20 protein-coding genes and 3 pseudogenes are annotated in these 26,352 nt (G+C 58.4%); 9 read left to right on the plus strand and 14 right to left on the minus strand.

What is annotated here, in order from left to right; genetic code table 11:
• From pcaH to pcaD, 3 genes are read right to left on the minus strand one after another with little or no spacing between them, the layout of a single operon-like run.
• A complete protein-coding gene (gene pcaH, locus BN1800_RS17465) occupies nucleotides 1-750 on the minus strand; it encodes a protocatechuate 3,4-dioxygenase subunit beta (protein ID WP_086999714.1) in 750 nt (249 codons plus the stop codon).
• 9 nt (nucleotides 751-759) lie between these two features.
• A complete protein-coding gene (gene pcaC, locus BN1800_RS17470) occupies nucleotides 760-1,164 on the minus strand; it encodes a 4-carboxymuconolactone decarboxylase (protein WP_027511137.1) in 405 nt (134 codons plus the stop codon).
• Nucleotides 1,161-1,970 carry a 3-oxoadipate enol-lactonase gene (pcaD, locus tag BN1800_RS17475; RefSeq protein ID WP_027511138.1) on the minus strand — a complete coding sequence of 270 codons (810 nt, stop codon included), beginning with the start codon at nucleotides 1,968-1,970 and terminating at the stop codon, nucleotides 1,161-1,163. The genes pcaC and pcaD overlap by 4 nt, the downstream gene beginning before the upstream one ends.
• 92 nt (nucleotides 1,971-2,062) lie before the next feature.
• Between pcaD and pcaQ the strand changes: the two genes are divergently transcribed.
• The 5 genes and pseudogenes from pcaQ (at nucleotide 2,063) to BN1800_RS17500 (ending at nucleotide 5,176) form a co-directional block, all read left to right on the plus strand.
• Complete coding sequence (pcaQ, locus tag BN1800_RS17480) at nucleotides 2,063-2,986, plus strand: pca operon transcription factor PcaQ (protein ID WP_027511139.1); 924 nt, start codon at nucleotides 2,063-2,065, stop codon at nucleotides 2,984-2,986.
• 725 nt (nucleotides 2,987-3,711) lie between these two features.
• The gene (locus BN1800_RS17485; protein WP_086999716.1) at nucleotides 3,712-3,978 is read left to right on the plus strand and encodes a DUF2277 domain-containing protein; all 267 of its coding nucleotides are present in this window, start codon (nucleotides 3,712-3,714) and stop codon (nucleotides 3,976-3,978) included.
• Between the two features lie 106 nt (nucleotides 3,979-4,084).
• A pseudogene (locus BN1800_RS17490) lies at nucleotides 4,085-4,378 on the plus strand (RES family NAD+ phosphorylase); the annotation flags it as partial.
• A gap of 234 nt (nucleotides 4,379-4,612) precedes the next feature.
• Nucleotides 4,613-4,759 (plus strand): annotated as a pseudogene (locus BN1800_RS42450) (DUF2934 domain-containing protein); the annotation flags it as partial.
• A 231-nt stretch (nucleotides 4,760-4,990) separates the two neighbouring features.
• Nucleotides 4,991-5,176 carry a DUF3008 family protein gene (locus BN1800_RS17500; RefSeq protein ID WP_086999848.1) on the plus strand — a complete coding sequence of 62 codons (186 nt, stop codon included), beginning with the start codon at nucleotides 4,991-4,993 and terminating at the stop codon, nucleotides 5,174-5,176.
• A 32-nt stretch (nucleotides 5,177-5,208) separates the two neighbouring features.
• Here BN1800_RS17500 and BN1800_RS42455 read toward each other — a convergent pair.
• The 4 genes and pseudogenes from BN1800_RS42455 to BN1800_RS17520 form a co-directional block, all read right to left on the minus strand.
• Nucleotides 5,209-5,622: pseudogene (locus tag BN1800_RS42455) on the minus strand (recombinase family protein); the annotation flags it as partial.
• 848 nt (nucleotides 5,623-6,470) lie between these two features.
• A complete protein-coding gene (locus BN1800_RS17510) occupies nucleotides 6,471-7,142 on the minus strand; it encodes a hypothetical protein (protein ID WP_086999718.1) in 672 nt (223 codons plus the stop codon).
• 295 nt (nucleotides 7,143-7,437) lie between these two features.
• Nucleotides 7,438-7,905 carry a transposase gene (locus BN1800_RS17515; RefSeq protein ID WP_086999720.1) on the minus strand — a complete coding sequence of 156 codons (468 nt, stop codon included), beginning with the start codon at nucleotides 7,903-7,905 and terminating at the stop codon, nucleotides 7,438-7,440.
• Between the two features lie 394 nt (nucleotides 7,906-8,299).
• Nucleotides 8,300-9,769 carry a DHA2 family efflux MFS transporter permease subunit gene (locus BN1800_RS17520; RefSeq protein ID WP_086999722.1) on the minus strand — a complete coding sequence of 490 codons (1,470 nt, stop codon included), beginning with the start codon at nucleotides 9,767-9,769 and terminating at the stop codon, nucleotides 8,300-8,302.
• 449 nt (nucleotides 9,770-10,218) lie between these two features.
• Here BN1800_RS17520 and BN1800_RS17525 point away from each other — a divergent pair, with 449 nt between their 5' ends.
• The gene (locus BN1800_RS17525) at nucleotides 10,219-10,644 is read left to right on the plus strand and encodes a VOC family protein (protein ID WP_086999724.1); all 426 of its coding nucleotides are present in this window, start codon (nucleotides 10,219-10,221) and stop codon (nucleotides 10,642-10,644) included.
• Nucleotides 10,645-10,730: 86 nt separating this feature from the next.
• On the opposite strand, the gene BN1800_RS17530 is transcribed toward BN1800_RS17525, so the two are convergent.
• The 6 genes from BN1800_RS17530 to BN1800_RS17555 all read right to left on the minus strand — a co-directional run bounded on the left by BN1800_RS17530 (nucleotide 10,731) and on the right by BN1800_RS17555 (nucleotide 14,597).
• A complete protein-coding gene (locus BN1800_RS17530; RefSeq protein ID WP_037142411.1) occupies nucleotides 10,731-10,934 on the minus strand; it encodes a hypothetical protein in 204 nt (67 codons plus the stop codon).
• Nucleotides 10,935-10,984: 50 nt separating this feature from the next.
• Nucleotides 10,985-11,248: a DUF1488 family protein gene (locus BN1800_RS17535; protein ID WP_027511145.1), complete on the minus strand. Its 264-nt coding sequence runs from the start codon at nucleotides 11,246-11,248 to the stop codon at nucleotides 10,985-10,987.
• Between the two features lies 1 nt (nucleotide 11,249).
• Nucleotides 11,250-11,405 (minus strand): hypothetical protein, encoded by a 156-nt coding sequence (locus tag BN1800_RS41425; protein WP_179213811.1) that lies wholly within the window; start codon nucleotides 11,403-11,405, stop codon nucleotides 11,250-11,252.
• A gap of 52 nt (nucleotides 11,406-11,457) precedes the next feature.
• Entirely contained in the window at nucleotides 11,458-12,336 is an 879-nt protein-coding gene (locus BN1800_RS17545) for a beta-1,6-N-acetylglucosaminyltransferase (RefSeq protein ID WP_027511146.1), read from the minus strand.
• A 275-nt stretch (nucleotides 12,337-12,611) separates the two neighbouring features.
• A complete protein-coding gene (gene groL, locus BN1800_RS17550) occupies nucleotides 12,612-14,237 on the minus strand; it encodes a chaperonin GroEL (protein ID WP_086999728.1) in 1,626 nt (541 codons plus the stop codon).
• Nucleotides 14,238-14,300: 63 nt separating this feature from the next.
• Nucleotides 14,301-14,597 (minus strand): co-chaperone GroES, encoded by a 297-nt coding sequence (locus BN1800_RS17555; RefSeq protein WP_027511148.1) that lies wholly within the window; start codon nucleotides 14,595-14,597, stop codon nucleotides 14,301-14,303.
• A gap of 424 nt (nucleotides 14,598-15,021) precedes the next feature.
• On the opposite strand from BN1800_RS17555, the gene BN1800_RS17560 reads away from it, so the two are divergent.
• Genes BN1800_RS17560 through glgB form a run of 3 tightly spaced genes read left to right on the plus strand, consistent with a single transcriptional unit; the run spans nucleotide 15,022 to nucleotide 23,801 of the window.
• On the plus strand, nucleotides 15,022-18,267 hold the full coding sequence (locus BN1800_RS17560; protein ID WP_086999731.1) for a maltotransferase domain-containing protein: 3,246 nt from the start codon (nucleotides 15,022-15,024) through the stop codon (nucleotides 18,265-18,267).
• 15 nt (nucleotides 18,268-18,282) lie between these two features.
• On the plus strand, nucleotides 18,283-21,597 hold the full coding sequence (gene treS / locus BN1800_RS17565) for a maltose alpha-D-glucosyltransferase (protein ID WP_086999733.1): 3,315 nt from the start codon (nucleotides 18,283-18,285) through the stop codon (nucleotides 21,595-21,597).
• The gene (gene glgB / locus BN1800_RS17570; protein WP_086999735.1) at nucleotides 21,594-23,801 is read left to right on the plus strand and encodes a 1,4-alpha-glucan branching protein GlgB; all 2,208 of its coding nucleotides are present in this window, start codon (nucleotides 21,594-21,596) and stop codon (nucleotides 23,799-23,801) included. Before treS ends, glgB begins: the two co-directional genes overlap by 4 nt.
• A 77-nt stretch (nucleotides 23,802-23,878) precedes the next feature.
• Here the strand turns inward: glgB and BN1800_RS17575 are convergent, their stop codons facing one another.
• Nucleotides 23,879-25,912 carry a putative bifunctional diguanylate cyclase/phosphodiesterase gene (locus BN1800_RS17575; protein ID WP_179213812.1) on the minus strand — a complete coding sequence of 678 codons (2,034 nt, stop codon included), beginning with the start codon at nucleotides 25,910-25,912 and terminating at the stop codon, nucleotides 23,879-23,881.
• Nucleotides 25,913-26,352: the final 440 nt, after the last annotated feature.

Here is a 26,352-nt window from a genome sequence, read left to right on the forward strand (position 1 = left end):
TCAGTTGCCCTCCAGCCGATTTTCGAACAGTGTCGAGCGGCGGCCGCGCAGCACAATATCAAACTTATAGGCGCGCGCATCCATGGGGATGGTGTTGCCCCAGTCGAGCGGTGCAATCAGCTGCTCGATCGCTGCCTTGTCCGGGATCGTGCCGACGATCGGACATTTCCAGATCATCGGATCGCCTTCGAAATACATCTGCGTGATCAGCCGCTGGGCAAAGCCGTGGCCGAAGATCGAAAAGTGGATATGCGCCGGGCGCCAGTCGTTGACGCCGTTCGGCCACGGATAGGCGCCGGGGCGAATGGTGCGGAAGGAATATTGCCCATACTCGTCGGTGATGCAGCGCCCGCAGCCGCCGAAATTCGGATCAATGGCCGCAAGATAGGTTTCTTTCTTGTGGCGATAGCGCCCGCCAGCATTGGCCTGCCAGAATTCGACCAGCGCGCCCGCAACCGGCCGGCGACGTTCGTCGAGCACCCGGCCGTGAACGATAATACGCTCGCCGATGGCGCTTTCGCCGGGGCGGGCGAAATTGTGGATCAGGTCGTTGTCGAGTTCGCCGATGATCGAGTGGCCGAAGACCGGTCCGGTAATCTCGGAAATCGTGCCATCGAGCGATAAGAGTGCGCGCTGTGGAGAGCGCAGCACCGATGTCTTGTAACCGGGCGCATAGGCCGGTGGGTGCCAGGCGCGGTCGCGGGCGAAGAAGGCGCCAGTTTCCGGCTTGCGGTTCGGGATATCGGACATCTCTTCCTCTCAGGCTGCCTTTTCGGCGTCCATTTGCTCGAAAACCTGCTTGGCGATCTTGATTGCGTGATTGGCTGCCGGAACGCCTGCATAGATCGCCACATGCAGAAGCGCTTCACAAACATCATCGCGGCTGGCACCGGTATTGGCTGTGGCGCGCACATGCATCGCAACCTCGTCGTCCTGGCCCAGTGCCGCCAGAAGCGCGATCGTCACGATCGAACGCTCGCGCTTGGTAAACGCCGGACGCGACCAGACATGTCCCCAGGCAGCCTCCGTGATCAGGTCCTGAAACGGCTTGTCGAAAGCCGTCGAGCCTACTTCGGCGCGATCGACGTGATCGTCGCCGAGGATCGCGCGGCGGGTCGCCATGCCCTGCCTGTAGCGTTCGGACGGGATCGGGGCTTCATTCATGGGCTCTGTTCTCCATGCAAGGCAAAGTCGATGAAGGCACGGATGATGGCGGTGAGTGCCTCCGGCTGTTCGACGCAGGGGATGTGACCGGCATCGCGGATCACTTCAAAACGGGCATTCGGGATCAGCTGCGCGGTCGACCTCACCAGGTCCGGCGGCGTCGAGCCGTCCTGATCGCCGGCGATGCAGATGGTGGGAACCGCAATCTTCTTTGCAGCCTCGGTGTAGTCGGCATCACGGATCGACTCGCAGGTCGCGATGTAGCCTTCGAGCGGCTGACGGGCCAGCATATTGCTGTAGCCGTGATAAGCGGCGTTTTCCGGGCGGCGGAATGCCGGTGTGAACCACAGCTCCATCACCCGATCGACGATGCTGCCGATTCCCTCTTTTCCAACGGTGGCAATCCGCGTGTTCCAGCTTTCCTGGGTGCCGATCTTGTGTGCCGTATCACAAAGGATGAGGCCGCGCACAAGGTCCGGGCGCTGCTGATAGAGAGATTGCGCGATGAGGCCGCCGACCGAAAGGCCGCAGATGAATGCCTGTTCGACCTCAAGCGTCTCTAGGAGACCGATCAGGTCGGAGGCATGGTCCTCGATCGAATATGGCACCTGGCCGACATCCGAGAGGCCGTGTCCGCGCTTGTCGTAAAGTACGATCGCAAAGTCTCCTGCGAGCCGCACGATCACATCGCGCCAGATCCGGAAATCCGTGCCGAGCGAATTGGCAAAGACGATGACCGGCTTGTCGGCCGGACCGCCAATGATCTGGTAGTGGATCGTGACATCATTGACGCGAGCAAATTGCACGGGGCTTCCTCCTAAGGCGAAATTGAATGTTTAATTCGGTTAGGTAAAATGATATTTCGTGGCTTTCCGATAACTTATGGGTTATGTGACACATGATCGACAGCCGCATCAAGTTTCGCCATCTGCAGACCTTTGTCGAGGTTGCGCGTCAGAAAAGCGTCATGAAGGCAGCGGGACTCCTGCGTGTCAGCCAGCCGGCGGTGACAAAGACGATCCGTGAACTGGAAGAGGTGCTTGGCGTCGACGTTTTCGAGCGCGACGGACGCGGCATAAAGATCACCCGATACGGCGAGGTATTCCTGAAGCACGCAGGCGCGGCGCTGGCGGCGCTCCGTCATGGGCTCGATTCCGTCACCCAGGAGCGGGTGGGCGACGCTCCGCCGATCCGCATCGGCGCGCTTCCGACGGTCTCGACGCGCGTCATGCCGCGGGCGATGGAACTATTCCTTAAAGAGAATACCTGGAGCCGCATCAAGATCGTAACCGGCGAGAACGCGGTCCTTCTGGAACAGCTTCGCGTCGGCGATCTCGATGTCGTCGTCGGGCGCCTCGCCGGGGCGGAAAAGATGGCGGGCTTTTCCTTTGAGCATCTCTATTCCGAGCAGGTGGTCTTTGCCGTGAGAGTAGGCCATCCGCTGCTGAAAGCCAAACAGTCGCCTTTTGCGGCGCTGGGTGATTACACGGTGCTGATGCCGACGCGGGCCTCGATCATCCGCCCTTTCGTCGAGAGTTTCCTGATCGCCAACGGCGTGCCGAACCTGCCGAACCAGATCGAGACGGTCTCCGATTCTTTCGGCCGTGCCTTCCTGCGGTCGAGCGATGCAATCTGGATCATCTCGACCGGTGTCGTGGCCGCCGATATCGAGGACGGCATCCTGGCGGCGTTGCCGATCGACACGAGCGAAACGAAAGGGCCTGTGGGACTGACGATGCGTACCGACGCACTTCCGTCGCTGCCGCTATCTATTCTGATGCAGACGGTCCGCGAGGCCGCACGGGAGATTTCCGCAAAATGAAGGGACGAGGACGCCGTCGCAAGGAAGGCGATCCGCGGTTCCGTTCCGTTATGCCGAAGGTGAAGAGCCGGTTATCATTCGATGGCCGATGCCAAGGCGCAAGGTGTGACGATGGCCCGCGTCCACGCGGCTTCAAACGGTATCCGCGATGGAATTTCGGACGATACGATCTCGACCTGAACCATTTGCTGCACCGTCCGCTGGCCTCGGTGTCGGCCTTGGGGACATTGCCCGCAGATTCTCTGAAATCATTGTCTGATCTAGCGGTCCGCCTTTCATCGACCGTCGCCGCTACCGAAGGGCTGACGCGGGTCCGATGCCACGGCGGCTGCAATGGGGGCAATGTCCGGATTGCAAACCATCGGGCGACTGGTCTTATACGAGCTGCGTGGTCGTGATGGAGGAATGCATTGATTCCGGCGCCGGCAGCGCGGTGGAAGTCGCCGTCAACAGTGCCGCTAACGCAGTGGCGCATTAACGCTGTGGCGCATTGTGCTCTATGCCTGGACCGATGGACGCGAGGATGACTTATAAGTTCTGTTTGGTTATTTTTGGTCATCTAGCGTGTCTTCCGCCAAACGGCAGCAGGCATCAAGGCTATCTGGTTGAGGGGAGATGGCTGGAAAGCACGCAATAGCCCCTGGGGCCTGCTAAGCCGCCGCCCGCTGTCAAGGTGGGAAGGAGACGACGATGACGAAGATGACGAAGACGACTGGGAGCAAGTCATGTGCCGAAACATAAGAACTTTGTTCAATTTCGATCCGCCTGCGACCGACCAGGAAATCCATAACGCCGCGCTGCAGTTTGTGCGAAAGCTGAGCGGAACGAACAAACCGTCGAAACGCAACGAGGCGGCGTTCGACCGCGCGGTCGGTTCGATCGCGGCATGTGCCCGCGAACTGCTCGTTTCACTCGAGACTTCGCAACCGCCGCGCGACCGCGAAGAAGAAGCCGCAAAAGCGCGCGCGAGAACAGCGACCCGGTTCGCGTGAACTGTGCCGGTGGTCTGGCCCGCCGCAGGATGAATCCGGCCCTTGCGGGCGTGGGACGTCATGACCAATGCTCGGGACATGGATGCCTCCCTGCTGGAGGGATGGAGGCCGTTTGCCACCCAGCCAGCACTATGTCGAGATCACCATTCCACGCGGATTAACGTATGAAGTCTTCTCGCCTCCAGCACTTCCTGGTTGGGATGCGATGCCGGCGACCGTGAGTAGGAAGTTCGGTGAACAATGGTGCTTGGAAAAGCGAAGTGCGATCCTGCTGGTACCCAGCGTGGTGGCGCGCCTCGACCACAATGTCCTGATTAATCCGGCTCATCCGGAATTCCCACAAATCGGGGCAAGCTTGCATCAGCCGGTCTATTGGGACCGCCGATTGTTTGGTGCCTAGTCTTCTGCTTAGGCAGGAGGCGCTCCCGGACTGGCTGCTCGGAGCGGTGGTTGGCCGCCGGTTTTGACGCGGACAGGGAGGGAGTTCTTGTCGGCCCGCTCGGTGCGCACCGGCTCTTCATCGATGAGATTCTCCATGCGCAAATTGGGTCTGGTGCAGGATCGCTACGGATAGCCCAAGGCTCGTCTCGTACGCGCAGCCCTGAGCCTGTGAATCCAAAAATGTTCCACCATGATGGCGAACCATCCGAACGAGCTCTTTGCTTTCGAGGCAACAGCACTATCTCAGTTCCCTTGCAACTCGGAGGAGCAAACCGTGAAGGCGACGCGAGAGGAACAAATCCGAAAACGAGCCTATGAAATATGGGAGCAGGAGGGCCGTCCGCATGGCGAGGACCTCAAACACTGGCTGAAGGCTTTCGAAGAGATTGGAAGCAGGCCCCAATCTACCGCGAAGCAATCAGGATCCAAAGCTGACAAGCGAGCCAAGACGGTCGCCGAGGCGAGAAAGCCGGCGAGCGGTGTCGCCGCCACTGACCGAAAGCCATCGAAAGACAAACGCACTCTTGAGCCGGAGCATCAATCTAGTGCCTCGAACGCAACGGTGCCCGAAATGCCAGCAAAATCCAAAGCTCAGCAGACGGCCTCAGGTGCTGCCTTATCAGCAAAGCGCGGCGAGACGTCCAAGAATAAGGTAAAGGGCGCCTCCAAGAGCACGGAAAAATCCATGAGCGAAAAGCAGCCCGAAGAGTTTGCATCGACCAAAACAAAAGGCAAACCCGAACGCGTTTCTAAGTAGGCGGCCGGATCCGGCCGCCTCGTGACGGGCTCTCATGAGCGAACGAGCCGGAAGCGACACGCTTCGTCCAGCCGCCCCGACGGAAGACGGTTGCCATTTCCGGCCACCACGCGGCGGCCGGCCATGCATCCGGTCCAATTGGGCAGCAATGTCGCGCAGCGATAGATCAGGATCGGCGATTGCGATCCCGGCGACCAGTTTAATCAGATCGTCCTCCGCCGGCCAATGCGGCGATCGAACAAGTAGCTCCGGCTCCGCGAGCTTTTCGTGCACCATCCGGTGGACCGCCCGGCGCAACCGTTCGACTGTCCAGTCATGACCTTCTACGATTGAGGATCCGCATGACACTGCACCGAGGTAATAAGCTCGTCGAGACAGGTGCGCTCAAGCGCCGCCGACACCGCACGCACCGCCTCTCGTCGGCGTTTCTGAAGCTCGGGGGGACCCATAGCGGTCAGCCCGAACTTCGTCATATTCCCGTATCGGCATATAGCCCACTTTGAAGGATCGTGGCATCGTCGGCTCGACACGAATCGAGGTTCTGCATGACAATCGGAAGCCGCCGGGCGGCTGTCACAAAGGCACTTGGACGCGCGCGCAGGCTGGGCATCGAAATCGACCCTGATCCCGCCTTTCATACGTTGATCGAATGCTGGGTCAAAGGCGAATTAACAATGCCGCAGATTCGCGAGCGGTATCTCGCGCTGCTGAAGGAGCGAGAACAGTCCCGGCGCGAGTGGAAAGGACGATCTCGACTTTCCGTTGCTACTGAACCCGAAGACGCCGCAGAGTCCTCACTGATGGGAGGAACCGAGGCTATAGGCATGCAAGAAGGTGATCGGCAGAGGGAGGAAATAAGTCACCCGCGTTTGCCAAAACGACGCCGGCCGCGGAAGCCGTGAATGATGGTTTCGATGCATTTCCGCTGAAGACCGGCGACGTCCCCGTACCGGCCGCCTTCACGTCAGATTTCTCAGTCCCGGTCGACCTCGCGCGGATGACATCGTCGATATTGCACGGTGGCTGTGACGGCCAGGCCAGTGAGAGGAGGGTTGCGCCTCATGGTGCGATCACAATCGGCACTCCAGCGATCGGGCAGGACACCACTCCAAGAGTCAGGATGGGATCGACCATCCGGTAGTTGTGGTTTGGGCCGTCTGTGTCCCACCGCGTTCCAGGTCTGTAGTCCCACGAAAGGTCCGCCACTGCGCGATGTGGCGGGCAGTTCGTTACACGAAATCTGCGACGTGTCGCAGCTTGCGGCACCGGGCAGATCTCGCCGCTCGAAAGAACATCAACGCGCTGCGTTGATGTTTGCCGACATGGCTCTTTTGAAGCGGTCTGCTTGCGCGACATCAAACCGCTCGAGCATCTTCTTGAGCTGCACGTTCTGTGCATGGAGCTGTTCGGCCAACAGGCTATTGAGCCGCTTATTTTCTGCATCAAGGGCAGCTAGTTCGTCGAAGGAAACCCAATCTCGGGCAGTCACGGATTCCGCGCTTCGGGGCTCGTCCCTGCCCATCGCAATGTGCGCGATCGGGGCTGCGCTACGCTTGGCGCGCTTTCGATGGGTGCCTTTTGATGTTTTCCGAAGCTGCGGCGCAGGCTCGCTCTCCTGCACGGGCGCAACAACTTCTGCCGTTAGAACATCTGTCTCATGCTGCTTCGGCACCTCAACCTCAGCAACCTTTGGGCCGTTGCCCGTTGGTACCGCTGCTTCTGCAGTGCTGGCCCCGCCCACGTGTCCGCTAGCAGAACCCGAATTCATCGGGCCAGGCGGCATTGTGTCGCCGTCGTCCGGCGTACCAGGTGCTGCATTTGAATTGAACGGATGCGGCGCCGTATCTTCCGCTTCGCGAACGAAAGCCTTGAGGTCAGTGTCACCCCAAATTGAGCTTGTCCGCACCTTCGTCGATCGTCGACCCGACTTGAATTCAACAACGAAATTCCGTTGTGGCATTTTCATATGATTTCAACCTTGAGCGATGCGTGGCAGAGCCAGCGCCGATCAGCGCCACGCGTTCCTGCCAGCGGATCCATATATCGCCTTACCGCGCGCTTCAACTGTCACCGCGCAAGACAGTGACGAATACTTCGCGCTGACACCCGGTGTAAACGACCTTTGAGGCGCTACCGCAGGGAATGTCGCCTTCGCGATTGCTCGCCTCGACGGCGGGATTGGAGGCGAGCCCGACCTTTGAAGTCGCGCAAGACCGGGCGGTCAATCGATAGAATGACCGCCTGCAAGGCCTCGTCCTTGATCAATCCAGCCCGAGCCTCTTGCGCAGTTGCGTATTTTCCGCACGCAACTTTTCCGCCAGGCGCTTGCGAAGTTTCTGGTTCTCCTCTTCGAGCTGGACCAGATCGCCCAGTTCATCGCTGGTCGGAACCGGCTTCTTGTTCCTTTGAACAACCGGCGTCGCGGTCCGCTTCCAATTATAGTAGGTCTGCTCCGATATGCCGGCCTTCTTGATCGCGTCCTTGAGGGTGCTTTTGCCTTCGGTGATTTCCGTTCCGATCAGCTTGAGCTTACCGGTTTTTTCCTGCTCGCTATACGTCCTGGGCTTAGCCACGGGCGACTTTACAGCCGCTGGCTTTGATGTAGCGCGCGCCGGTTCGGCAGCCGTCTTTTGCGGCCGTGGCGGCCTCTGCTTCTTGACAGCAGGTGTTTTTGCCTCGGCGTCCGTCGCCGCAACTGCATTCGGTCCTATGTTGTTCTCGTCAGCCATCAGTATTTCCTCTCTAGCCATTACCTGTTTTCCGCCGAGTGAGCTCCAGAGTCAACACCGCCGCAAGCCTCCTGCTTTTGCGGGCAGTCGAAACCAATTGGGTCGGCCCGGAATGGCACGCGGGAGTCGACCTGACGCGCTCTAAAGATCGCTGAAGGAGTATGCTTTTCGTCCCGCTTTTCTCACTCGATCTCGTAAATCGCCGCGTTGTTGTCCTCCACCTCGCGCAGCCCCTCATATGACGAATGCCGCAACTTCACGAGCGGTATCCGATCTCGGCAATCAGCGTGGGTGCCTGCATCACTGAGACAACCACCGGCGGGCCCGAACCGTGGCCGCTTTCCAGTGATGGATTTCATGGGCGTCGTCCTTCGAGTAGGCGGATTGCCTCTTTTCAATGCGATACGCCGTGGCCGCCTATCGGCTTCTTGATGAAGAAAGCCGTCGCGATAGCTGCAATGGAAATGGCCGCCCCACAGAAGAACGCCGCGCGGATCCCACCCGTCGTCGCCGCTACAGCATCGGCGCCGGCAAGTGTGAGGCTCGAACCTTCCATCGTCATGATCGCAACGAAGAGCGCGGTGCCGGCCGCGCCGGCGACCTGCTGGGTGGTGCCGATCATGGCACTTCCATGCGAATAGAGATTGGGCGGCAGTGCTCCGAGGCTCGCAGTGAAGAGAGGGGTGAACATCAGCGCAAGGCCAATGCTGAGGACGATATGGGCGATCAGCAGCATCCAGACGGGCGTGTCCTGCTGAACGAAGGTCAGACCCCACATCGAGACGCTGAACAGAATGGCGCCCGGAACGACGAGCGGCATCGGACCATGCCGGTCGAACAGGCTGCCGACCGTCGGGGCGCAAAGTCCCATGATCAACCCACCCGGGAGCAACAGCAACCCGGTCTGAAGTGTCGTCAGCCCCAGCACGTTCTGAAGATAGATCGGCAGCAGGATGAACACGCCGAACATCGACATCATCAGGATCGCCATCATCACGACCGGAATGGTGAAGGCCTTGATCGTCAAGGTGCGCATGTCCAGCAATGCCCTGTCCTGGCGCTGAAGCCGCAACTGCCGCAGGACGAAGATTGCAATGACCGCCGCACCTACGCCGAGCGGAATCCAGGGCGAGACGGCTGGCGTCTCAAGCGCGGCCTCGCCCAGTCCGCTCAGGCCATAGACGAAGCTGCCGAAACCGATTGCGGAGATGGGGACAGAGAGGATATCGATCGGCGCCTTCGTCGGCTCGGTGACGTTCTTGATTTTCCATGCACCGAGCGCCAGAGCTATGAGCGCGATCGGCAGGACGAGCAGGAACATCCAGCGCCAATGAAGCGCTGCCAGGATAAGCCCGGAAATCGTCGGGCCGATGGCGGGCGCCACGGAGATGACGATGGAGATATTGCCTATCGTCTTGCCGCGCGAGTGCGGCGGCACCAGATGCATGATCGTGGTCATCAACAGCGGCATCATGATCGCCGTGCCGGATGCCTGTACGATCCGTCCGATCACCAGCATGCTAAAGCCCGGCGAGAGTGCGGAAATCAGCGTGCCGGCGCTGAATAGCGACATCGCCAGAATGAATACGGGCCGCGTATTCAGGCGCTGCAATAGATAGCCAGTCACCGGAATAACGACGGCCATGGTCAGCATGAACGCCGCCGTCAGCCATTGCGCCAGGCTTGCAGAAATCTTGAGATCCGCCATCAAGTGCGGCAGTGCGACACCCATGATGGTTTCGTTGAGGATGACGACAAAGGCCGAAACCAGCAGAAGACCGATGACGAGCTTGTTACGAGCGCTCTGGTCTCCTGTGACGGGGACATCTTCAACGCCGGATATTGCTTGGGAATCGAGGGTCATAGCGGTGCCTTGAATGGATGCGGACTTTATCGCTATCGAATGCAAAAGCGAGCACCATCATGACGTATCGTCAAGCAAAGATCCGACAATGAGGTTTAAATTTTCTCAGCGCAGGTTCGATCGCTGATATGGTGAATCGCGTGCTGACGACAATACTGGTTTCAACGATCGGTTCCGAAATCACATGAGCCATTGGAGCGGGCTCGCCTCGTTCTCCTGGTTGAAAGCCGATCGCTTCTCGCTGTGACTTAAACGCCGTTTGCAACGCAGATTTCGCGGCAGATCAGAATGTCGTCCGCGATTAGGGATGCCTTACGGCCCAATAAAAAACACCTCCGAGTGATAAGCCCAAGCCCACTCTCAGTCGGTGCTCCTTGGACAGCGCTGTACGGAATCGAGGGCCGTTCGATCTCGGATGTGCCAGAGCTGACTGAAATGGAGGAATGTCCATGAAGCCGCATATTTCTGTCTTGACGCTGGGTGTCGCCAATCTTGAGCGGTCGCTCGCCTTTTACCGTGACGGCCTTAAACTGCCTACTCAAGGGATCGTGGGCCGTGAGTTCGAGCATGGAGCCGTTGGGTTCTTTGACCTGTCGAGCGGCGTCAAACTTGCGATTTGGGCTCAGGACGACCTGGCCCACGACAGCGGTCTGGCGAAAGCACCCGCAAGCAGCACCTCATTTTCGATTGGCCACAACGTCTTGCATCGACGTGAGGTGGACGAGGTCATGGAACAGGCCCGGCATGCGGGGGCAGACATCGTAAAGGTCGCCGAGGAGACCTTTTACGGTGGATACGCTGGATACTTTACCGATCCGGACGGCCACCTATGGGAAGTGGTGTGGAATCCGGCCAATCTGCCACCGGAGGATTGAATCGACGTGATTTCCGGGCCTCGACGTCGATCTCTCCAATGCGAAAACCAAGGAGCTTAGTTTGAAGGCTGAGGTCAAGCCGGTGATCACTTGCTCTTGGCGGTCGATTTTTTGAATTCCGGAGCGGGAAGCTTGGCCTCCGCCAGCATTTCTTCCTGCGTCGCTGAAGCACCGAGCTTGAGAAAGAGCCGCTCGGCTTCCGTATCACTCAATCGGTATTTTTTGGCGAATTCGTAAACGGCGGCTCGCGGTCCGTCCAAACGTGGCTGTGTGGCTTCGAATTTTATCATCGGGAATTCTCCTAAGGTTCTCAAAAAAGGTATGTGTGCGAAGAGCGGCGTCACTTCAGATCGGCTGCAGTCAGCGTGTAGGCCGATCGGCGATTGCGCTTGTAGACTTTGATCGCCGCGTCCTGGATAGCCGAACGCAACCTGTCGAAGGCATTGAGATAATCCGCTTCGACGAAGCTCTGATCGGCTTGCTTCATGAGCGCGGCAGCCTCTATGAGAAAGCGCACTTCAAACATGCCATCATAGCCTTGAAAGCGGACTGACCGCTTCCCTTCGTCGAAACTGCGGCTGCTGTTTGGGAATTGAAGTGTCATGTCAGCCTCTTTCGGGCGTGAGTAAGCCGGGATTGTGGGTGCCGTCCGGCGTCAACCCCTTGGCCAGATCGGGAAAGACCGGCTCTAAAGCCTCCTGCCAGCCGATATCCCTATCGCGATAATGGCCGGAATTGCGACGTTTGTTCAATACAACCATCTGACCCTCATCTGGCGCTGTGGTTCCTTCCATGGCGGTCAGGAAGGCAAGTCTAAGCTGCATTCGCCGGCATGAGCTGCACCCGGTCAACATTTGCAACAGCCTGGGCGGCGAGATGTCGTTCCAAGACCCCGAGAATCTCGCTATCAACCGTCTGATCGAATTTCCGGGCAAAGAGATTGGGGCTTGATATCAGTTCAGGGGCGTCTTGGCGCTGATAGGTTCTGGGACGCAGCTTTATGGTGCCATCGGGAATCCAGTCGATCGTCCGCAGGTCATCGTTGACGATTTCGCTTTGCATCGCAGAATTCATCATCACCGTTTGGAAGAATCCTTCGTCTGCAATCAGGGTGTTTTCATAGAACGCCTTGTAACGAGCCACACTCGGGTCGTGGCAGACGAAGTCGCAGAAAGCCCTTGTCACGATCATCCACTGATTGCCGATATAGGGTACGGCGTCGGTAAGGAAGGGCCTTGAATGTGCAGTGCGCTGAATGGTCTCCTCCAACTCGACCACGTATTCGCTGACGCGGTGCATTGTGTCGGGGCGCTCCCGATCCTGGTCCCGAACCTTGATGAATTCGCAATTGAGGTTGGCATTCAGGAATGCGGTGATCTGCTTTTGGGGTTTCAGCGGAAAGTCCTGGCCACTCAGGTTGATGAAATGGCTCCATTCGCCCATTTGCAGCAGGCGCTCCATGCCGCGTAGTTCGGCATCGACCAGACTGTAGCCGCCCCAAAGAGCCTTCTCGCTTTTGATCATGTCAGCGTTGGCATAGGGCAATAGAAACCTCCGGATTTCGGCTTCAAGATCGGCACCCGAGTTCTTGTCGACATGCACGACGTAGTGATTTTCGCTATTGTGGATCGCCCTGAACAGACGCTTGAATTGATCGGGATAACGATGAACCAGGATTAGATAACCGATCATATGTTGGCCCCGCAGGATACGGATGATCGGAGGCATTGGGCGGGATGGGTAGTCATCGCGTTGATCCTTTGAGAAGCGTGTCGAGCGGCGAACAGCGAGGCTGATCGGCCGATTTCTTCTTTGTTCGGGGAATATTGAGACAAGCACGGAACTGGCGGAGCCAGGCACCTCCAGACACAGAGTAAAGTCGCGCTTTTTATTGGTGAGACCAAGGGCCTCTATCGATCGGGGCCCTTGGTCGCAGCGTAGTTTTGGAGGTTTCGCAAGGGCCCTCGTTACATCATGCCGCCCATATCAGGCATGCTGCCTCCGGCGGCATCCTTCCTGGGAAGGTCGGCAACCATTGCTTCCGTCGTCACCAGCAGGCCGGCAACCGAAGCGGCGTTCTGCAGGGCCGTGCGGACGACCTTGACCGGATCGACGATGCCCATGGCGATCATGTCGCCATACTCGCCGGTCTGGGCGTTATAACCGAAATTGTCGGTATTGCTTTCCAGTATACGGCCAACGACCAGTGAGCCTTCGTCACCGGCATTTTCGGCGATTTGGCGAACCAGCGACTGCAAGGCCTTGCGGACTATGCTGATGCCGGCATTCTGATCGTCGTTCTCGCCCATGATCTTAAGGGTAATGGAGGCCCTAAGCAGAGCCGTGCCGCCGCCGGGAACGATTCCTTCTTCGACTGCGGCGCGGGTTGCATTCAACGCGTCGTCTATGCGGTCCTTCTTTTCCTTGACTTCGATCTCCGTCGAGCCGCCGACACGGATCACCGCAACGCCACCGGAAAGCTTGGCAAGACGCTCCTGCAGCTTTTCCTTGTCATAATCCGAGCTGGTTTCCTCGATCTGGGCCTTGATCTGTGCAACGCGGCCTTCGATGTCGGACTTGGTGCCGGCACCATCGATGATCGTGGTATTTTCCTTGGTAATGGAGATCTTCTTGGAACGGCCAAGCATGTCGAGCGTGACATTTTCGAGTTTGATGCCGAGGTCTTCGGAAATGACCGTGCCGCCGGTCAGGATCGCGAGGTCTTCGAGCATAGCCTTGCGGCGATCGCCGAAGCCTGGAGCCTTGACGGCGGCGATCTTCAGGCCGCCGCGCAGCTTGTTGACGACGAGGGTTGCAAGCGCTTCGCCTTCGACGTCTTCGGAAATGATCAACAGAGGCATGCCGGTTTGAACGACGGCTTCCAGGATCGGAAGCATGGCCTGCAGGTTGGAAAGCTTCTTCTCATGCAATAGCACATAAGCATCTTCCAACTCCGCCACCATCTTTTCGGCATTGGTGACGAAGTAAGGTGAAAGGTAGCCGCGGTCGAACTGCATGCCTTCGACGACTTCGAGTTCGGTTTCAGCGGTCTTGGCTTCCTCGACCGTGATGACGCCTTCGTTGCCAACCTTCTGCATCGCATCAGCAATATACTGACCGATTTCCTTCTCGCCGTTGGCCGAGATGGTACCGACCTGGGCAATCTCTTCCGACGTATTGATCTTTTGGGCCTTGGCAAGCAGATCCTTGACGACGGCGGTGACGGCGAGGTCGATACCGCGCTTCAGGTCCATCGGGTTCATGCCGGCTGCAACAGCTTTTGCGCCTTCGCGAACGATCGCCTGGGCAAGAACGGTTGCCGTCGTGGTGCCGTCGCCGGCGATGTCGCTGGTCTTCGACGCGACCTCGCGCAACATCTGGGCGCCCATGTTTTCGAACTTGTCTTCAAGCTCGATTTCCTTGGCGACCGAAACGCCGTCCTTGGTGATGCGCGGTGCGCCGAAGGACTTGTCGATCACGACGTTGCGGCCCCTCGGACCGAGCGTCACCTTCACGGCATCGGCGAGGATATCGACGCCGCGCAGCAGCTTTTCGCGCGCATCACGACCGAATTTGATTTGTTTGACAGACATGGAAAAACTCCCGGGCTGATCGCCCAATGGTCTTCATGAAGGGAAATAAAATGGAAGAAACGGTTAGGCGACAACGCCCATGACGTCGGCTTCCTTCATGATCAACAGGTCTTCGCCGTTGAACTTGATCTCGGTGCCGGACCATTTGCCGAACAGGATCCGGTCGCCGGCCTTGACCTCGAGCGGCTGGATCTGGCCGGCATCATCGCGCGCACCAGGCCCAACAGCGACAACTTCGCCCTCCTGCGGCTTTTCCTTGGCAGTATCTGGAATGATGATGCCACCCTTGGTCTTGGCGTCAGCCTCAATACGGCGCACGACGACACGGTCGTGCAACGGCCGAAAAATGGTACTAATCATTTCTGGGTTCCTCAACGAGAACGCAGCCGAATGGCCGATCTCGATAGACAATCTTAGCAGTCTTACGTTGAGAGTGCTAGGATTGATTCATGTTTTGGTCGCATTCGGCAAGTTTGCGCTCGAACGCGCCACGTATTTCCAGCCGAAGGGCAGCCCAGCACTGACAAGCCATCATTATCGATGCTTTGGCACATCGCGCCCTTAAGATGAAAAGCCGCAATTCAGTGATCGGGAACTGCTGACTGCGCCAATCGGGGCTTTTCAAGATAGTTGGCCCAGAACGGACGTCTCATTCGGGAAATTGCATTCCGGTCAGAGCTCCGGTCAACCTGCACCACGTACCGAAATGGTGGCCAATTGCGACAGCACAAAGGAACAAGCACGGTAGCCTTGCAGTTAATGCGTAAACCGTTAGGCACCCACGATGAACACGCGCCCCCAATTCGCGTCGCGAACCTCGCAACTGCCGCCGCAGATTTACTACGTGCATCCTCTGATCTTGAAGGGGTTGGAGGCGTGGAGGGAGGTCTTTGCGCATGCGAGTGACCTTGGCTTTGACACGGTCCTGACGGCTCCGCCTTTCGAACGTGGCCATAACACCAGTGTCTTTGTCGCAGAAAGCTTCGATCGCCTCGATCCGGAATTAGGGCTGGGTGACTCCGTCACGGACGCCGTCAGAGACTTGGTCCAAGCAGCAACCGACAACAACCTCAAGATTATGCTCGACCTGGTCGTTGATCGGGTCGCCGTTGATAAGCCTTTAGGATCGATCATCGCCGATCCGCGCGTACCCCCGCACGAAGCCGGCAGCCGGCGCATCGATTTCACACGCGAACCGGGCCATATCGACGACTGGCTTAGTCGGATGAGGCTGCTTACAGACCTCGGAATTGCAGGCTTTCGCTGCGTTGGTATCGCAAGCCTGGCTCCAGAAGCCTGGTTCAACATTATCATGTCGAGCCGTAAATCGGCGCCGCAAACAACCTTTCTGGCTTGGACACCTGGCACCGACTTAAAGGATCGCAGGGCCCTGGAGGGCATCGGCTTTGATGGCAGCTTCTCCTCGTTGGCATGGTGGGACCTCGAGGAGCGATGGATCATGGACGAATACCAGATCCAGAGGCAGATCGGTTATCAGATCACGTTTCCTGAAGCGCCGTTCGGCAAGCGCATGGCCCACGGCACCGACAGCCAAGAGGTTTTGCAGCGCAAGGCTGTCCGGGCACTGCGGCTCTCTTCCACATTTGCCAGCGGCCTGATGATCCCGATGGGCTTCGAATACGGTGCCGCGACACCGCTCGATCCCATGCATGGGGATGGAACCGGCCTGCGCGGCCTTCGCGAACAGGGCGCGTTCGACCTTTCCAGCGATATCCGCGCCGTCAATGCCTGGACCAACAAAACGGCCGCCGGCTTCGCGCGTCGGCCTCTCAAGCTCATCTCCACCAGCCAAACGCCGGCCGTTGCTCTGATGCAGACGGACCAAGAGGATATGCATAGCTCACAGAAAGTGCGCGTGGTCGTCCTCAACCGCGACCTGCGGCGCAGCGTCAGCGCGCCGTTCAATCTTTTGCGTGAGGCCGCATCCTCGTTCCTACCGCTGATCAACCCGCAAGACGATGATGAGATTCTTGCCGCCCAACTGAAGCTGAAACCGGGTGAGCTTCGCGTTTTCGAAGGACAGTCATCCGTTCCCATCATTGATGCGGTTGCAGTACCTGCTGTCAGCGAGGCAGCGGCATCTGCAAGACTGGCAATCGAAAAGATCACGCCGGCAGTCGACGAGGGTCGTTTCGTCGTCAAACGCGTTGTCGGCGAAGTGATAAAGGTTGAGGCCGATATTTTTGGAGACGGCCACGACCCCCTTTCGGCGGCACTTCTGTGGCGGCCGGCCGATCAGAGCGGGTGGAACGAAGCCCGCATGGAGCTCGTCGAAAATGACCGCTGGCGCGCCGAATTCGTGGCAAAGCGCCTAGGACGGCATGAATTCGTCGTGGAAGCGTGGCGTAACCCCTTCCAGATCTACCGCTATGAATTGGTCAAGAAGCACGAGGCACGTCTCGACCTTAGGCTCGAGATCCAGGAGGGCATCAACTTCGTGCTCGATGCGCTCGACCACGCCGACGGCCAGATCAAGACCCGACTGAAAACCCTGTTCGACACGCTGACGGAAACGCAGGATGCTCGGCGCACCGAAATCCTGCTCGCCGCAGACACCGCCGAGCTGATGGCAGCAGCAGACAGGCGGCCCTACCGCCTCCGCTCACAGGTCATCCCGCTCGATGCCGAGCGTTCGGCCGCCGCCTTCGCAAGCTGGTACCAGGTATTCCCGCGCTCCCAGAGCGGCGACCCGAACCGTCATGGCACATTTGATGATGTGATCCAACGGTTGCCGACCATCCGCGCGATGGGTTTCGATGTGCTCTACTTTCCGCCGATTCACCCGATCGGCACGACAAATCGCAAGGGTAAGAACAACAGCCTGCGCGCAGAACCAACCGATCCCGGCAGTCCTTATGCGATTGGCTCGCAGGCCGGTGGCCATGATGCGATTCATCCCGAACTCGGCACCTTCGAAGACTTCCGGCGGTTGATCGAAGCTGCCAAGGACGAGGGCTTGGAGATCGCGCTTGATCTTGCAATTCAAGCGTCACCCGATCACCCGTGGCTAAAGCAGCATCCGGGCTGGTTCGACTGGCGACCGGATGGAACGATACGTTACGCGGAAAATCCCCCCAAGAAGTACGAGGACATCGTCAACGTCGACTTTTATGCGGGCGAAGCAATCCCGTCGTTGTGGATCGCGCTTAGAGACATTGTTCAAAAGTGGGTCGATAACGGAGTAAAGCTGTTTCGCGTCGATAACCCGCATACCAAGCCCTTTCCCTTCTGGGAGTGGCTGATTGCCGATATCCGATCACAGCACCCGGAGGTCGTATTCCTGTCGGAAGCCTTCACGAAACCCAAGGTGATGTACCGGCTCGCCAAGATCGGCTTTTCGCAGTCGTACACCTATTTTACCTGGCGCAACTCCAAGTGGGAGCTCGAACAGTACATGCGTGAGATCACGACGGAAGAACCTAAGGAATTCTTCCGTCCGCATTTTTTCGTCAACACGCACGACATAAACCCTGACTTCCTGCAGAATGCGCCGCGTCCGGCCTATCTTATCCGTGCTGCGCTCGCAGCGACGCTGTCGGGACTTTGGGGCGTTTATAACGGCTTTGAGCTTTGCGAGGGTCGGCCGGACGCCAAGCGCAAGGAATATGCCGACTCTGAAAAGTACGAGATCCGGGCGTGGGACTACGATCGGCCTAGCAACATTAAATCCGAAATTGCGATGCTTAACCGCATCCGCAGGGAAAATCCGGCTCTACATTCCCATCTCGGCCTGCAGCTTCTCACAGCCTGGAACGACAACATCATGTTCTACGAAAAGGCGAGCCCCGGGCGCGAGAACGCTCTGCTGATCGCCGTCAATCTCGATCCGTACAAAGCCCACGAGGCAGATGTGGAAATTCCGCTCTGGTCATGGAACCTCCCCGACCATGCCGCACTCGATCTCGAAGACCTGATCAATGGTCACAAGTTTACCTGGGCCGGCAAGGTTCAGCGCCTTCGGCTCGATCCGCACGCCGGGCTGCCGTTTTCGATCTGGCGCGTGAGATAAGGGAGGAAAACAAAAATGGACGTCGCTACAAGCCGGAGCCAGACGCAGACCGAGACGCAGACAAGCACGCAAGATTCCGATCCCCACTGGTATAAGGACGCGGTCATTTACCAGCTTCACATCAAGTCGTTCTTTGACGCTGATGGTGACGGCATCGGCGACTTTAAGGGACTGCATGAGAAGCTCGATCACATCGCTTCGCTCGGCGCCAATGTCATCTGGCTCTTACCGTTCTTCCCTTCCCCGCGCCTTGACGACGGATACGACATCGCCGACTACACCAATGTCAGCCCGGACTACGGCACCATGGAGGAGTTCGAGGCCTTCGTCGAAGCCGCACATCAACGTGGGCTGCGGGTCGTGATCGAGCTCGTCATCAATCACACCTCCGATCAGCACCTGTGGTTCCAGCGGGCGCGCCATGCGCCTCCCGGTTCGCCGGAGCGCGACTTCTATGTCTGGTCGGACACGGATCAGAAGTTCCCGGAAACACGAATTATCTTTCTTGACACTGAAAAATCCAACTGGACCTGGGACCCCGTCGCCGGCGCCTATTATTGGCACCGGTTCTATTCCCACCAGCCCGACCTCAATTTCGATAACCCGCTCGTGCTGGAGGAGCTTCTGAACGTGATGCGCTTATGGCTGGAGACCGGGATTGACGGTTTCCGCCTGGACGCGATCCCTTATCTGGTCGAGCGGGAAGGAACAATCAACGAGAACCTGCCCGAGACACATGCGATCCTGAAGAAGATCCGCGCAGCCCTCGAGTCCACTCACCCGGGCAGGATGCTGCTTGCCGAGGCCAATCAGTGGCCGGAGGATACCAGCGATTATTTCGGCGATGGCGATGAATGTCACATGGCATTCCATTTTCCCCTGATGCCACGCATGTATATGGCAATCGCCAAGGAGGATCGTTTTCCCATTACCGATATCATGCGGCAAACGCCGGAAATTCCGGAGAGTTGCCAATGGGCGATCTTCCTGAGAAACCATGACGAGCTGACGCTCGAGATGGTCACCGACGACGAACGAGACTATCTTTGGAATATCTATGCCGCTGATCGCCGCGCGCGCATCAACCTCGGAATTAGGCGGCGTCTTGCGCCGTTGATGGAGCGCGACCGCCGCCGCGTTGAGCTGATGAACGCGCTTCTGCTTTCGATGCCTGGTACCCCTGTGATCTACTATGGCGACGAGATCGGCATGGGCGACAATATCTATCTCGGAGATCGCGATGGCGTGCGAACGCCGATGCAGTGGTCTCCGGACCGTAATGGCGGTTTCTCGAAGGCAAACCCTGCCCGCCTCGTTCTGCCTCTCATCATGGATCCGCTTTATGGCTACGAAGCTGTCAATGTCGAAGCGCAGGGGGCTGACGCCCATTCGTTGCTCAACTGGACGCGACACATGCTGGCGTTGCGCAACAAGCACTCCGCATTTGGACGGGGTTCCTTACGATTCCTAAAGCCGGGCAACAGGAAGATCCTTGCCTATCTTAGGGAATACCAAGGCGAGACGATCCTTTGCGTCGCCAACCTGTCGCGCCTGCCGCAGGCCGTCGAGCTGGATCTTGCCAATTTTGCCGGTTACGTCCCGATTGAGCTCACGGGCATGTCACCTTTCCCGCCGATCGGTCAGCTCACCTATCTGCTCACGCTGCCCCCTTACGGTTTCTTCTGGTTCCAGCTCTGCCAGGACACTGATGGCCCCGCCTGGCGCGCCGAGCCTCCAGAGCAGATGCAGGACATGGTGACCATGGTCGTGCGTCGCGACCTGCAGGAACTGCTCGATGAGCCCCGGCTTTCAGGTACACTCTCGAACGAGGTGTTGCCGGCCTATCTCGGTAAGCGGCGCTGGTTCGCCGGTAAGGGCGAGAGGTTAAGGCATGCGTCCCTGATTTCCGCCATGCCGTTTCCCTTCGCCGGCAACATCCTGTTTGGAGAACTGGAAGCCGAGCTAGACGCGCGCAACGAGACCTACCTGCTGCCGCTTGCCGTGTCGTGGGATGACAGCCAGCCGAGCGCCCTTGTCCAGCAGCTTGCTCTTGCCCGTCTCCGTCAGGGACGTCGCGTAGGCTTTCTGACTGACGGTTTTGCGATGGAGGGACTTGCGCGCGGCATCATACGCGGACTCTGTGAACGTGCCGTCATAGCCGGTCGCGCTGGTAAGCTCGAGTTTCTGGGAACTGCGCAGCTCGACTGCACGAGCGTCAATGATGAAATGCAGGTGCGTTGGCTCTCCGCAGAGCAATCCAACAGCTCGCTGATCGTCGGCGATATGGCGATGGTAAAACTCATCCGCCATATCTTGCCGGGGGTCCATCCGGAAGTGGAGATGACCCGCCATCTGACGAGCGTGGGATATGCGAATACCGCGCAGCTGCTTGGTGAAGTCGCGCACATCGCGCCTGACGGCAGCCGCTACACACTGATTATCGTGCAAAAAGCTATCCGCAATCAGGGCGATGCCTGGAACTGGATGCTGGCCAATCTGCGCCGCTCGATCGACGAGGTCGTGGTGACCGGCATCGATGGCAAGGCGGCCGACGAACATTTCCAGCCGTTGGTCGAGTTCGCTGCGACCGTTGGCAAGCGGCTCGGCGAACTGCATGTGGCGTTGGCGCAGCCGACAGAAGACGAAGCCTTCAAGCCTGCCGACATCACCGACGAGGACGCGGCTAGCTGGGCAAACGCCGTGAGAGAGCAAATTCGCGACAGCCTCGTCATGCTTGAGGCGAGTGGCGACAGTCTTGCGCCCGCGCTTGCGAAACAGATCGTCTCGCTCACCCAGCTGCGCGAGCCTCTCTTGAATACTGTTGACGATCTCGCCAAGGCTGCAGTCGGCACGCTGATGATCCGAAATCACGGCGATTTTCATCTTGGCCAAATCTTGGTTGCGGAAGGGGATGCCTACATCATTGACTTTGAGGGCGAACCCGCCCGCGATCTCGCCAAGCGCCGCGCCAAGGCCAATCCCCTGCGAGATGTCGCAGGCCTCCTCAGGTCGCTTAGTTACTTGGCATCATCCGCCGATCTCGACCGCGAACAGGTAAGCGAGGTGGAAGACCAAAGGCATACCGCACTCGTCAGGCGCTTCATCGACCTGGCCGAGCCGGCGTTTCTTCATGCCTATTTCGGAGTGATCGACAACGCGCGCGAACTCGACATTCCGAGCAATTCGCGCGGTCGCATCCTCGATCTTTTCCTGCTGGAGAAGGCGGCTTACGAGATCGCATACGAAGCGCGGAACCGACCCAACTGGCTGGCGTTGCCGCTTGGCGGTCTTTCTGCCATCGCGTCGAGACTGCTGGAGAAGGTCGCATGAGATACGAGCGCACAGACTTGATGACCGGTACTGTCGAAGAGGGCCTTCAGGCTCTCGTCGAAGGCCGTCACGGTGATCCATTCTCGATCCTTGGACGCCACCAGTACGGCGATTTTGCGGTCGTAAGGGCGTTGTTACCCGGGGCGGCATCGGTCGACCTCGTCGAGGCTGACACCGGCCACGTGCTGACGAGACTTGAGACGATTCATGAGGGTGGTCTTTTTGCCGGGGCGATCGGCGACACGACGAGTTACCTCTTTCGCATCAACTGGCCGGATGCCGTGCAGGAGACGGAGGATCCTTATTTCTTCGGTTTATTGCTCGGCGAGCTTGACCTGCATCTGATCTCTCAGGGCACCCACTATGATCTCGGCCGTACGCTCGGCGCCATTCCGATGGAAATCGATGGCATCCAGGGCGTGCGTTTTTGCCTGTGGGCACCCAGTGCACGGCGGGTTTCGGTGGTTGGCGACTTCAACAGTTGGGATGGTCGCCGACATCCGATGCGACTGCGTCCGTCAGCCGGCGTATGGGAGATCTTCATCCCGCGCCTGACGCAGGGGGAACGCTACAAGTTCGAGTTACTTGACGCCAACGGCAATCTGTTGCCGCAAAAAGCCGACCCGGTTGCCCGTGCCAGCGAGGCTGCGCCCTCCACGGCTTCGGTCGTCGCGTCCTCGAAACCCTTCCGCTGGAGCGATGAAGACTGGATGCGTGCTCACCGCGCCGACCGCGCACTCGAAGGTGCAATTTCAGTCTACGAGGTGCATCTCGGATCTTGGCTTAAGATCACTGAGGAGGCAAACCGGCCGCTCGACTGGGTCGAGCTCAGCCAGAGGCTGGTCCCCTATGCTCGAGATCTCGGCTTTACGCACATCGAACTGTTGCCGATCATGGAACATCCGTTCGGAGGCTCTTGGGGCTATCAGCCCCTTGGCCTTTTTGCTCCAACCGGCCGCTATGGCATGCCGGATGACTTCGCCTATTTCGTCGACCGCTGCCATGCCGCGGGCATTGGCATCATCCTCGATTGGGTACCGGCGCATTTTCCAGCCGATGTCTGGGGGCTCGCCCGCTTCGACGGCACCGCGCTCTATGAGCATGAGGACCCACGGGAGGGATTCCACAAGGATTGGAACACCCTGATCTACAACCTCGGGCGCAACGAGGTCAAAGGGTTCCTGATCGCCAGTGCACTCGAATGGCTGGAGCACTATCACGTCGACGGTCTGCGCGTCGATGCGGTCGCCTCGATGCTTTACCGCGACTACAGCCGCAACGAGGGCGAATGGATACCCAACAAATACGGCGGGCGGGAGAACCTCGAGGCGGTGGAATTCTTCAAACATCTGAACAGTATCATCCATCATCGGTGCCCGCATGCCTTTACGGCGGCCGAAGAGTCGACCGCCTGGCCGGGGGTTACGAAGCGGCCCGAAGACGGCGGCCTTGGCTTTGATTTCAAGTGGAACATGGGCTGGATGCACGACACGCTGCATTATATGCAGGCGGATCCAGTCTACCGCAAATACGATCATGCGGCGATGACGTTTGGCATGATCTATGCTTATTCCGAACGCTTCATGCTGCCGCTTTCCCATGACGAGGTGGTGCACGGCAAGGGTTCGCTGCTCGCAAAGATGCCCGGCGATCATTGGCAGCGGCTTGCCAATCTGCGCGCCTATTACGGGTTCATGTGGGGTCATCCAGGCAAGAAACTGCTTTTCATGGGTTGCGAGCTTGCCCAGGAGAGCGAATGGAGCCACGATGGTTCCGTTCATTGGGACCTGCTCGACAACCCAGCTCATGCAGGTATCCAGCGGTTGATCGGCGACCTCAACAGGCTTTATGCGCGAGAGCCGGCGCTGCAGTTCGGTGACGTTCATGCAGCTGGCTTCGAATGGGCAGCCGCCGACGATGCGGAAAACTCCGTCTACGGCATGCTTCGCAGTTCGAGCGACCGCTCGTCGCTGATGCTGATTATGTCCAATCTCACGCCTGTTCCGCGGGACGGCTATCGTGTCGGCGTGCCGAGGGAGGGGCGCTGGGAGGTGGTGCTCAATACGGATGCGGCAATCTATGGGGGATCCAATCTCGGCCAGACCGAGGTCTGGGCAGAACGCCAGCCAAGAAATGGCAAGGGGTATTCTATCCTTCTCCTACTGCCGCCGCTCGCGACGGTCTTCCTGCGGCAGAAGGAGTAGATTTCTTCCGTCTGGCGCTTTGACGTGGCGGCGGACATATAGGCGGCCGGGCTCAGGGGTCATGCCTTGCAGGGATCTTACGGCCGAACGGGTTCATCGCGGTGGTCAGCGGGACTGGGTGGTGAGCGTTCAAGCAAGAGCTTCTCAACGTGGCTGAGTGGCAGAGGTTTTCCGAAGAAATACCCCTGAATTTCAGTACAACCATGCTCCCTCACTCGATCGAGCTGGTCGGTCGTTTCGACACCTTCTGCCGTGGTCGTAATGCCGAGACTTGATCCTAGATCGACCACCGCCTTCACGATGGCGGCGCAATCCTTGGACTCCCCAAGCTCACGGATGAACGATTGATCGATCTTGATCTTATCAAAAGGGAAAAGCCTCAGATAACTCAAGGAAGAATATCCGGTGCCGAAGTCATCCATCGCGATCCGTACGCCAAGTCCCCTTATGTGGTGCAGGGTCGCCAAGGCCGTCTCACTGTCCGTGAGGAGGACGGATTCCGTGATTTCGAGTTCAAGCCGAAAGGCTGACAGGCCGGAATCGGCAAGGGCAGAAATAACCGTATGGGTAAGCGTCGGGCTTCGGAACTGGAGTGGGGAAAGGTTTACCGCAACCCTCACATCCCCCGGCCAGTTTGCGGCATCCTTGCAGGCCCGGCGCAACACCCATTCGCCGATCGGCACGATTAAGCCGGTTTCCTCTGCGAGCGGGATGAAGTCGGCGGGTGAAACCAATCCCCGCTCAGGATGGTGCCAACGCAAGAGTGCCTCGAAACCGACGATCTCTTCGGTTCCTGCGTTGACCTGCGGCTGATAATAGATTTCGAACTGGTTGCGTGCGATAGCCTGCCGAAGATCGATTTCGAGTTTGCGCCGCTGCTGAATGCCGGCGTCCATAGCAGGCTCAAAGAAGCAATACGTGCTTCTGCCGTTCGATTTCGCCTTGTAGAGAGCGGTATCGGCATTCCTCAAAACACTATCGGCTGTGTCGCCGTCGTCAGGAGCGATCGCAATACCGATGCTGACCCCGATGTGAACAAGCTGCCCCTCGATGTCGAACATTTCGCCGATAGCGTCGACAAGTCTTTGCGCCAGGGCTGAGGCCGTTTCATTCGTTCGAGCGTCCTGGTGGAAGACGACGAATTCGTCACCGCCCAGCCGTGCGATGCTGTCGCCCTCAGCCAGGCAATTCTTCAGTCTGTCCGTTACGGCCTTCAGCAGAAGGTCGCCGACTGCATGACCCAACGTATCGTTCGCCTCTTTGAAGCGGTCGAGATCGAGGCATAGCAGCGCGCTGCGTTTTCCACCGCTACGAAAGGATAGTTCCTTTTCAAGTTTGTCACGCAAAAGCGTACGATTGGGCAAACCAGTCAACGGATCGTGACCAGCCATATGTTTTATCTGCTCTTCTGCACGCACGGGTTCGGTGACGTCTTCATGGGTCGCGACGTAGCCGCCGTTGTCCATTGGATTATGCGTGATCTTTATCACCCTGCCATCCATCAGGACTACATTTTCGCTGGCGGCGGAACCCTTTAGCGCGGCTTCGACGACGACATCGAAATATGCCTCCCGCTGAGCAGGCGCGTTTCCGGCCGTTTGCCGATAGTCGAGGATTTGCCAAAGAGGCGTCCCGGGCCGCGTCAACGATTCGGGCAGCTCGTACAAGCGGCAATAGGCTGCGTTGCAAAGTAATAGTTTTTTCTCGGCATCGAACATGCACAGTCCGTGCGGCATGTTTGCCAGCGCCGAATCGAAGCGCCGGTTCTGATCGGCCAGATCCTTTTTTATGCTGGCAAGCGCGGATATGTCATCACAGCCGATCAACCATCCCCCGTCATCCACTGGCGTGGAGGTCAGTGAAACGATCCGGCCACTGACTGAGATCTCCTGACGCAACAAAGTCGAACGCGTGAGGAGGTGCGTCAGCCAGCTCTCTTGATTGTTGTCGGCTTGCTGCGACTGACCTAGGATCGGAATCTGCGCAGCCATCCTTGTCGCACTGACACCGAATTCGATAGCGCCTTTGGGGGCCTGCAAGAGTTTCCCCATCTGATCGTTGAATATCACAACGCGCAAGTCTGCATCCAGCAGCATGACGCCCTGCTGCATGTTCTCCAGAATACGGAAGGAACTGAGCATATTCCACCTTTGCTAGGCGACGATACACGCAACTGTAGAGTGCGCTCGAGGCGATCACAATACTTTCATTCCAGGTTCCTCAACCAGATCACATCGCGGTCGCCTCTGCGCGGGAATGGCCGACGGCGAAACGGTGGGCGCGGGAGCGCCCGGACCGTTAGTGCCGTCTCGCCGGGTGCCGATCAGTGCGTCCGTTTCCAAGTCAGGCCTCGTTACGCAACAACTGACACAAGCGTTAGGCGAGGCCATCATCCGCACACCGCCACGGTTCCAAAGACAACGCTTGAAAGGCCGGCTATTGGCCGTCGATTGTCGCCAGGAGAATAATGATGGTCACCGGACATCGTTCGGGAGCGGCGTAGTGACGCTTGATCGACACTACCGCACTCCGTGCGGGGCAGGATGCGCGC

It is taken from the genome of Rhizobium sullae, from assembly GCF_900169785.1.
In the GTDB taxonomy this organism is placed as follows: domain Bacteria; phylum Pseudomonadota; class Alphaproteobacteria; order Rhizobiales; family Rhizobiaceae; genus Rhizobium; species Rhizobium sullae.

Coding starts and splice junctions, on each gene's coding strand:
- pcaC (WP_027511137.1), bottom strand. CDS start 1,164: ATGAATGAAGCCCCGATCCCGTCCGAACGCTACAGGCAGGGCATGGCG.
- BN1800_RS17515 (WP_086999720.1), bottom strand. CDS start 7,905: ATGGCTGACGAGAACAACATAGGACCGAATGCAGTTGCGGCGACGGAC.
- BN1800_RS17575 (WP_179213812.1), bottom strand. CDS start 25,912: ATGCAGCAGGGCGTCATGCTGCTGGATGCAGACTTGCGCGTTGTGATA.
- BN1800_RS17500 (WP_086999848.1), top strand. CDS start 4,991: ATGCCAGCAAAATCCAAAGCTCAGCAGACGGCCTCAGGTGCTGCCTTA.
- pcaQ (WP_027511139.1), top strand. CDS start 2,063: ATGATCGACAGCCGCATCAAGTTTCGCCATCTGCAGACCTTTGTCGAG.
- pcaH (WP_086999714.1), bottom strand. CDS start 750: ATGTCCGATATCCCGAACCGCAAGCCGGAAACTGGCGCCTTCTTCGCC.
- treS (WP_086999733.1), top strand. CDS start 18,283: ATGGACGTCGCTACAAGCCGGAGCCAGACGCAGACCGAGACGCAGACA.
- BN1800_RS17525 (WP_086999724.1), top strand. CDS start 10,219: ATGAAGCCGCATATTTCTGTCTTGACGCTGGGTGTCGCCAATCTTGAG.
- BN1800_RS17530 (WP_037142411.1), bottom strand. CDS start 10,934: ATGATAAAATTCGAAGCCACACAGCCACGTTTGGACGGACCGCGAGCC.
- BN1800_RS17535 (WP_027511145.1), bottom strand. CDS start 11,248: ATGACACTTCAATTCCCAAACAGCAGCCGCAGTTTCGACGAAGGGAAG.
- BN1800_RS17555 (WP_027511148.1), bottom strand. CDS start 14,597: ATGATTAGTACCATTTTTCGGCCGTTGCACGACCGTGTCGTCGTGCGC.
- groL (WP_086999728.1), bottom strand. CDS start 14,237: ATGTCTGTCAAACAAATCAAATTCGGTCGTGATGCGCGCGAAAAGCTG.
- glgB (WP_086999735.1), top strand. CDS start 21,594: ATGAGATACGAGCGCACAGACTTGATGACCGGTACTGTCGAAGAGGGC.
- BN1800_RS17510 (WP_086999718.1), bottom strand. CDS start 7,142: ATGAAAATGCCACAACGGAATTTCGTTGTTGAATTCAAGTCGGGTCGA.
- BN1800_RS17560 (WP_086999731.1), top strand. CDS start 15,022: ATGAACACGCGCCCCCAATTCGCGTCGCGAACCTCGCAACTGCCGCCG.
- BN1800_RS17520 (WP_086999722.1), bottom strand. CDS start 9,769: ATGACCCTCGATTCCCAAGCAATATCCGGCGTTGAAGATGTCCCCGTC.
- BN1800_RS41425 (WP_179213811.1), bottom strand. CDS start 11,405: ATGGTTGTATTGAACAAACGTCGCAATTCCGGCCATTATCGCGATAGG.
- BN1800_RS17485 (WP_086999716.1), top strand. CDS start 3,712: ATGTGCCGAAACATAAGAACTTTGTTCAATTTCGATCCGCCTGCGACC.
- BN1800_RS17545 (WP_027511146.1), bottom strand. CDS start 12,336: ATGATCGGTTATCTAATCCTGGTTCATCGTTATCCCGATCAATTCAAG.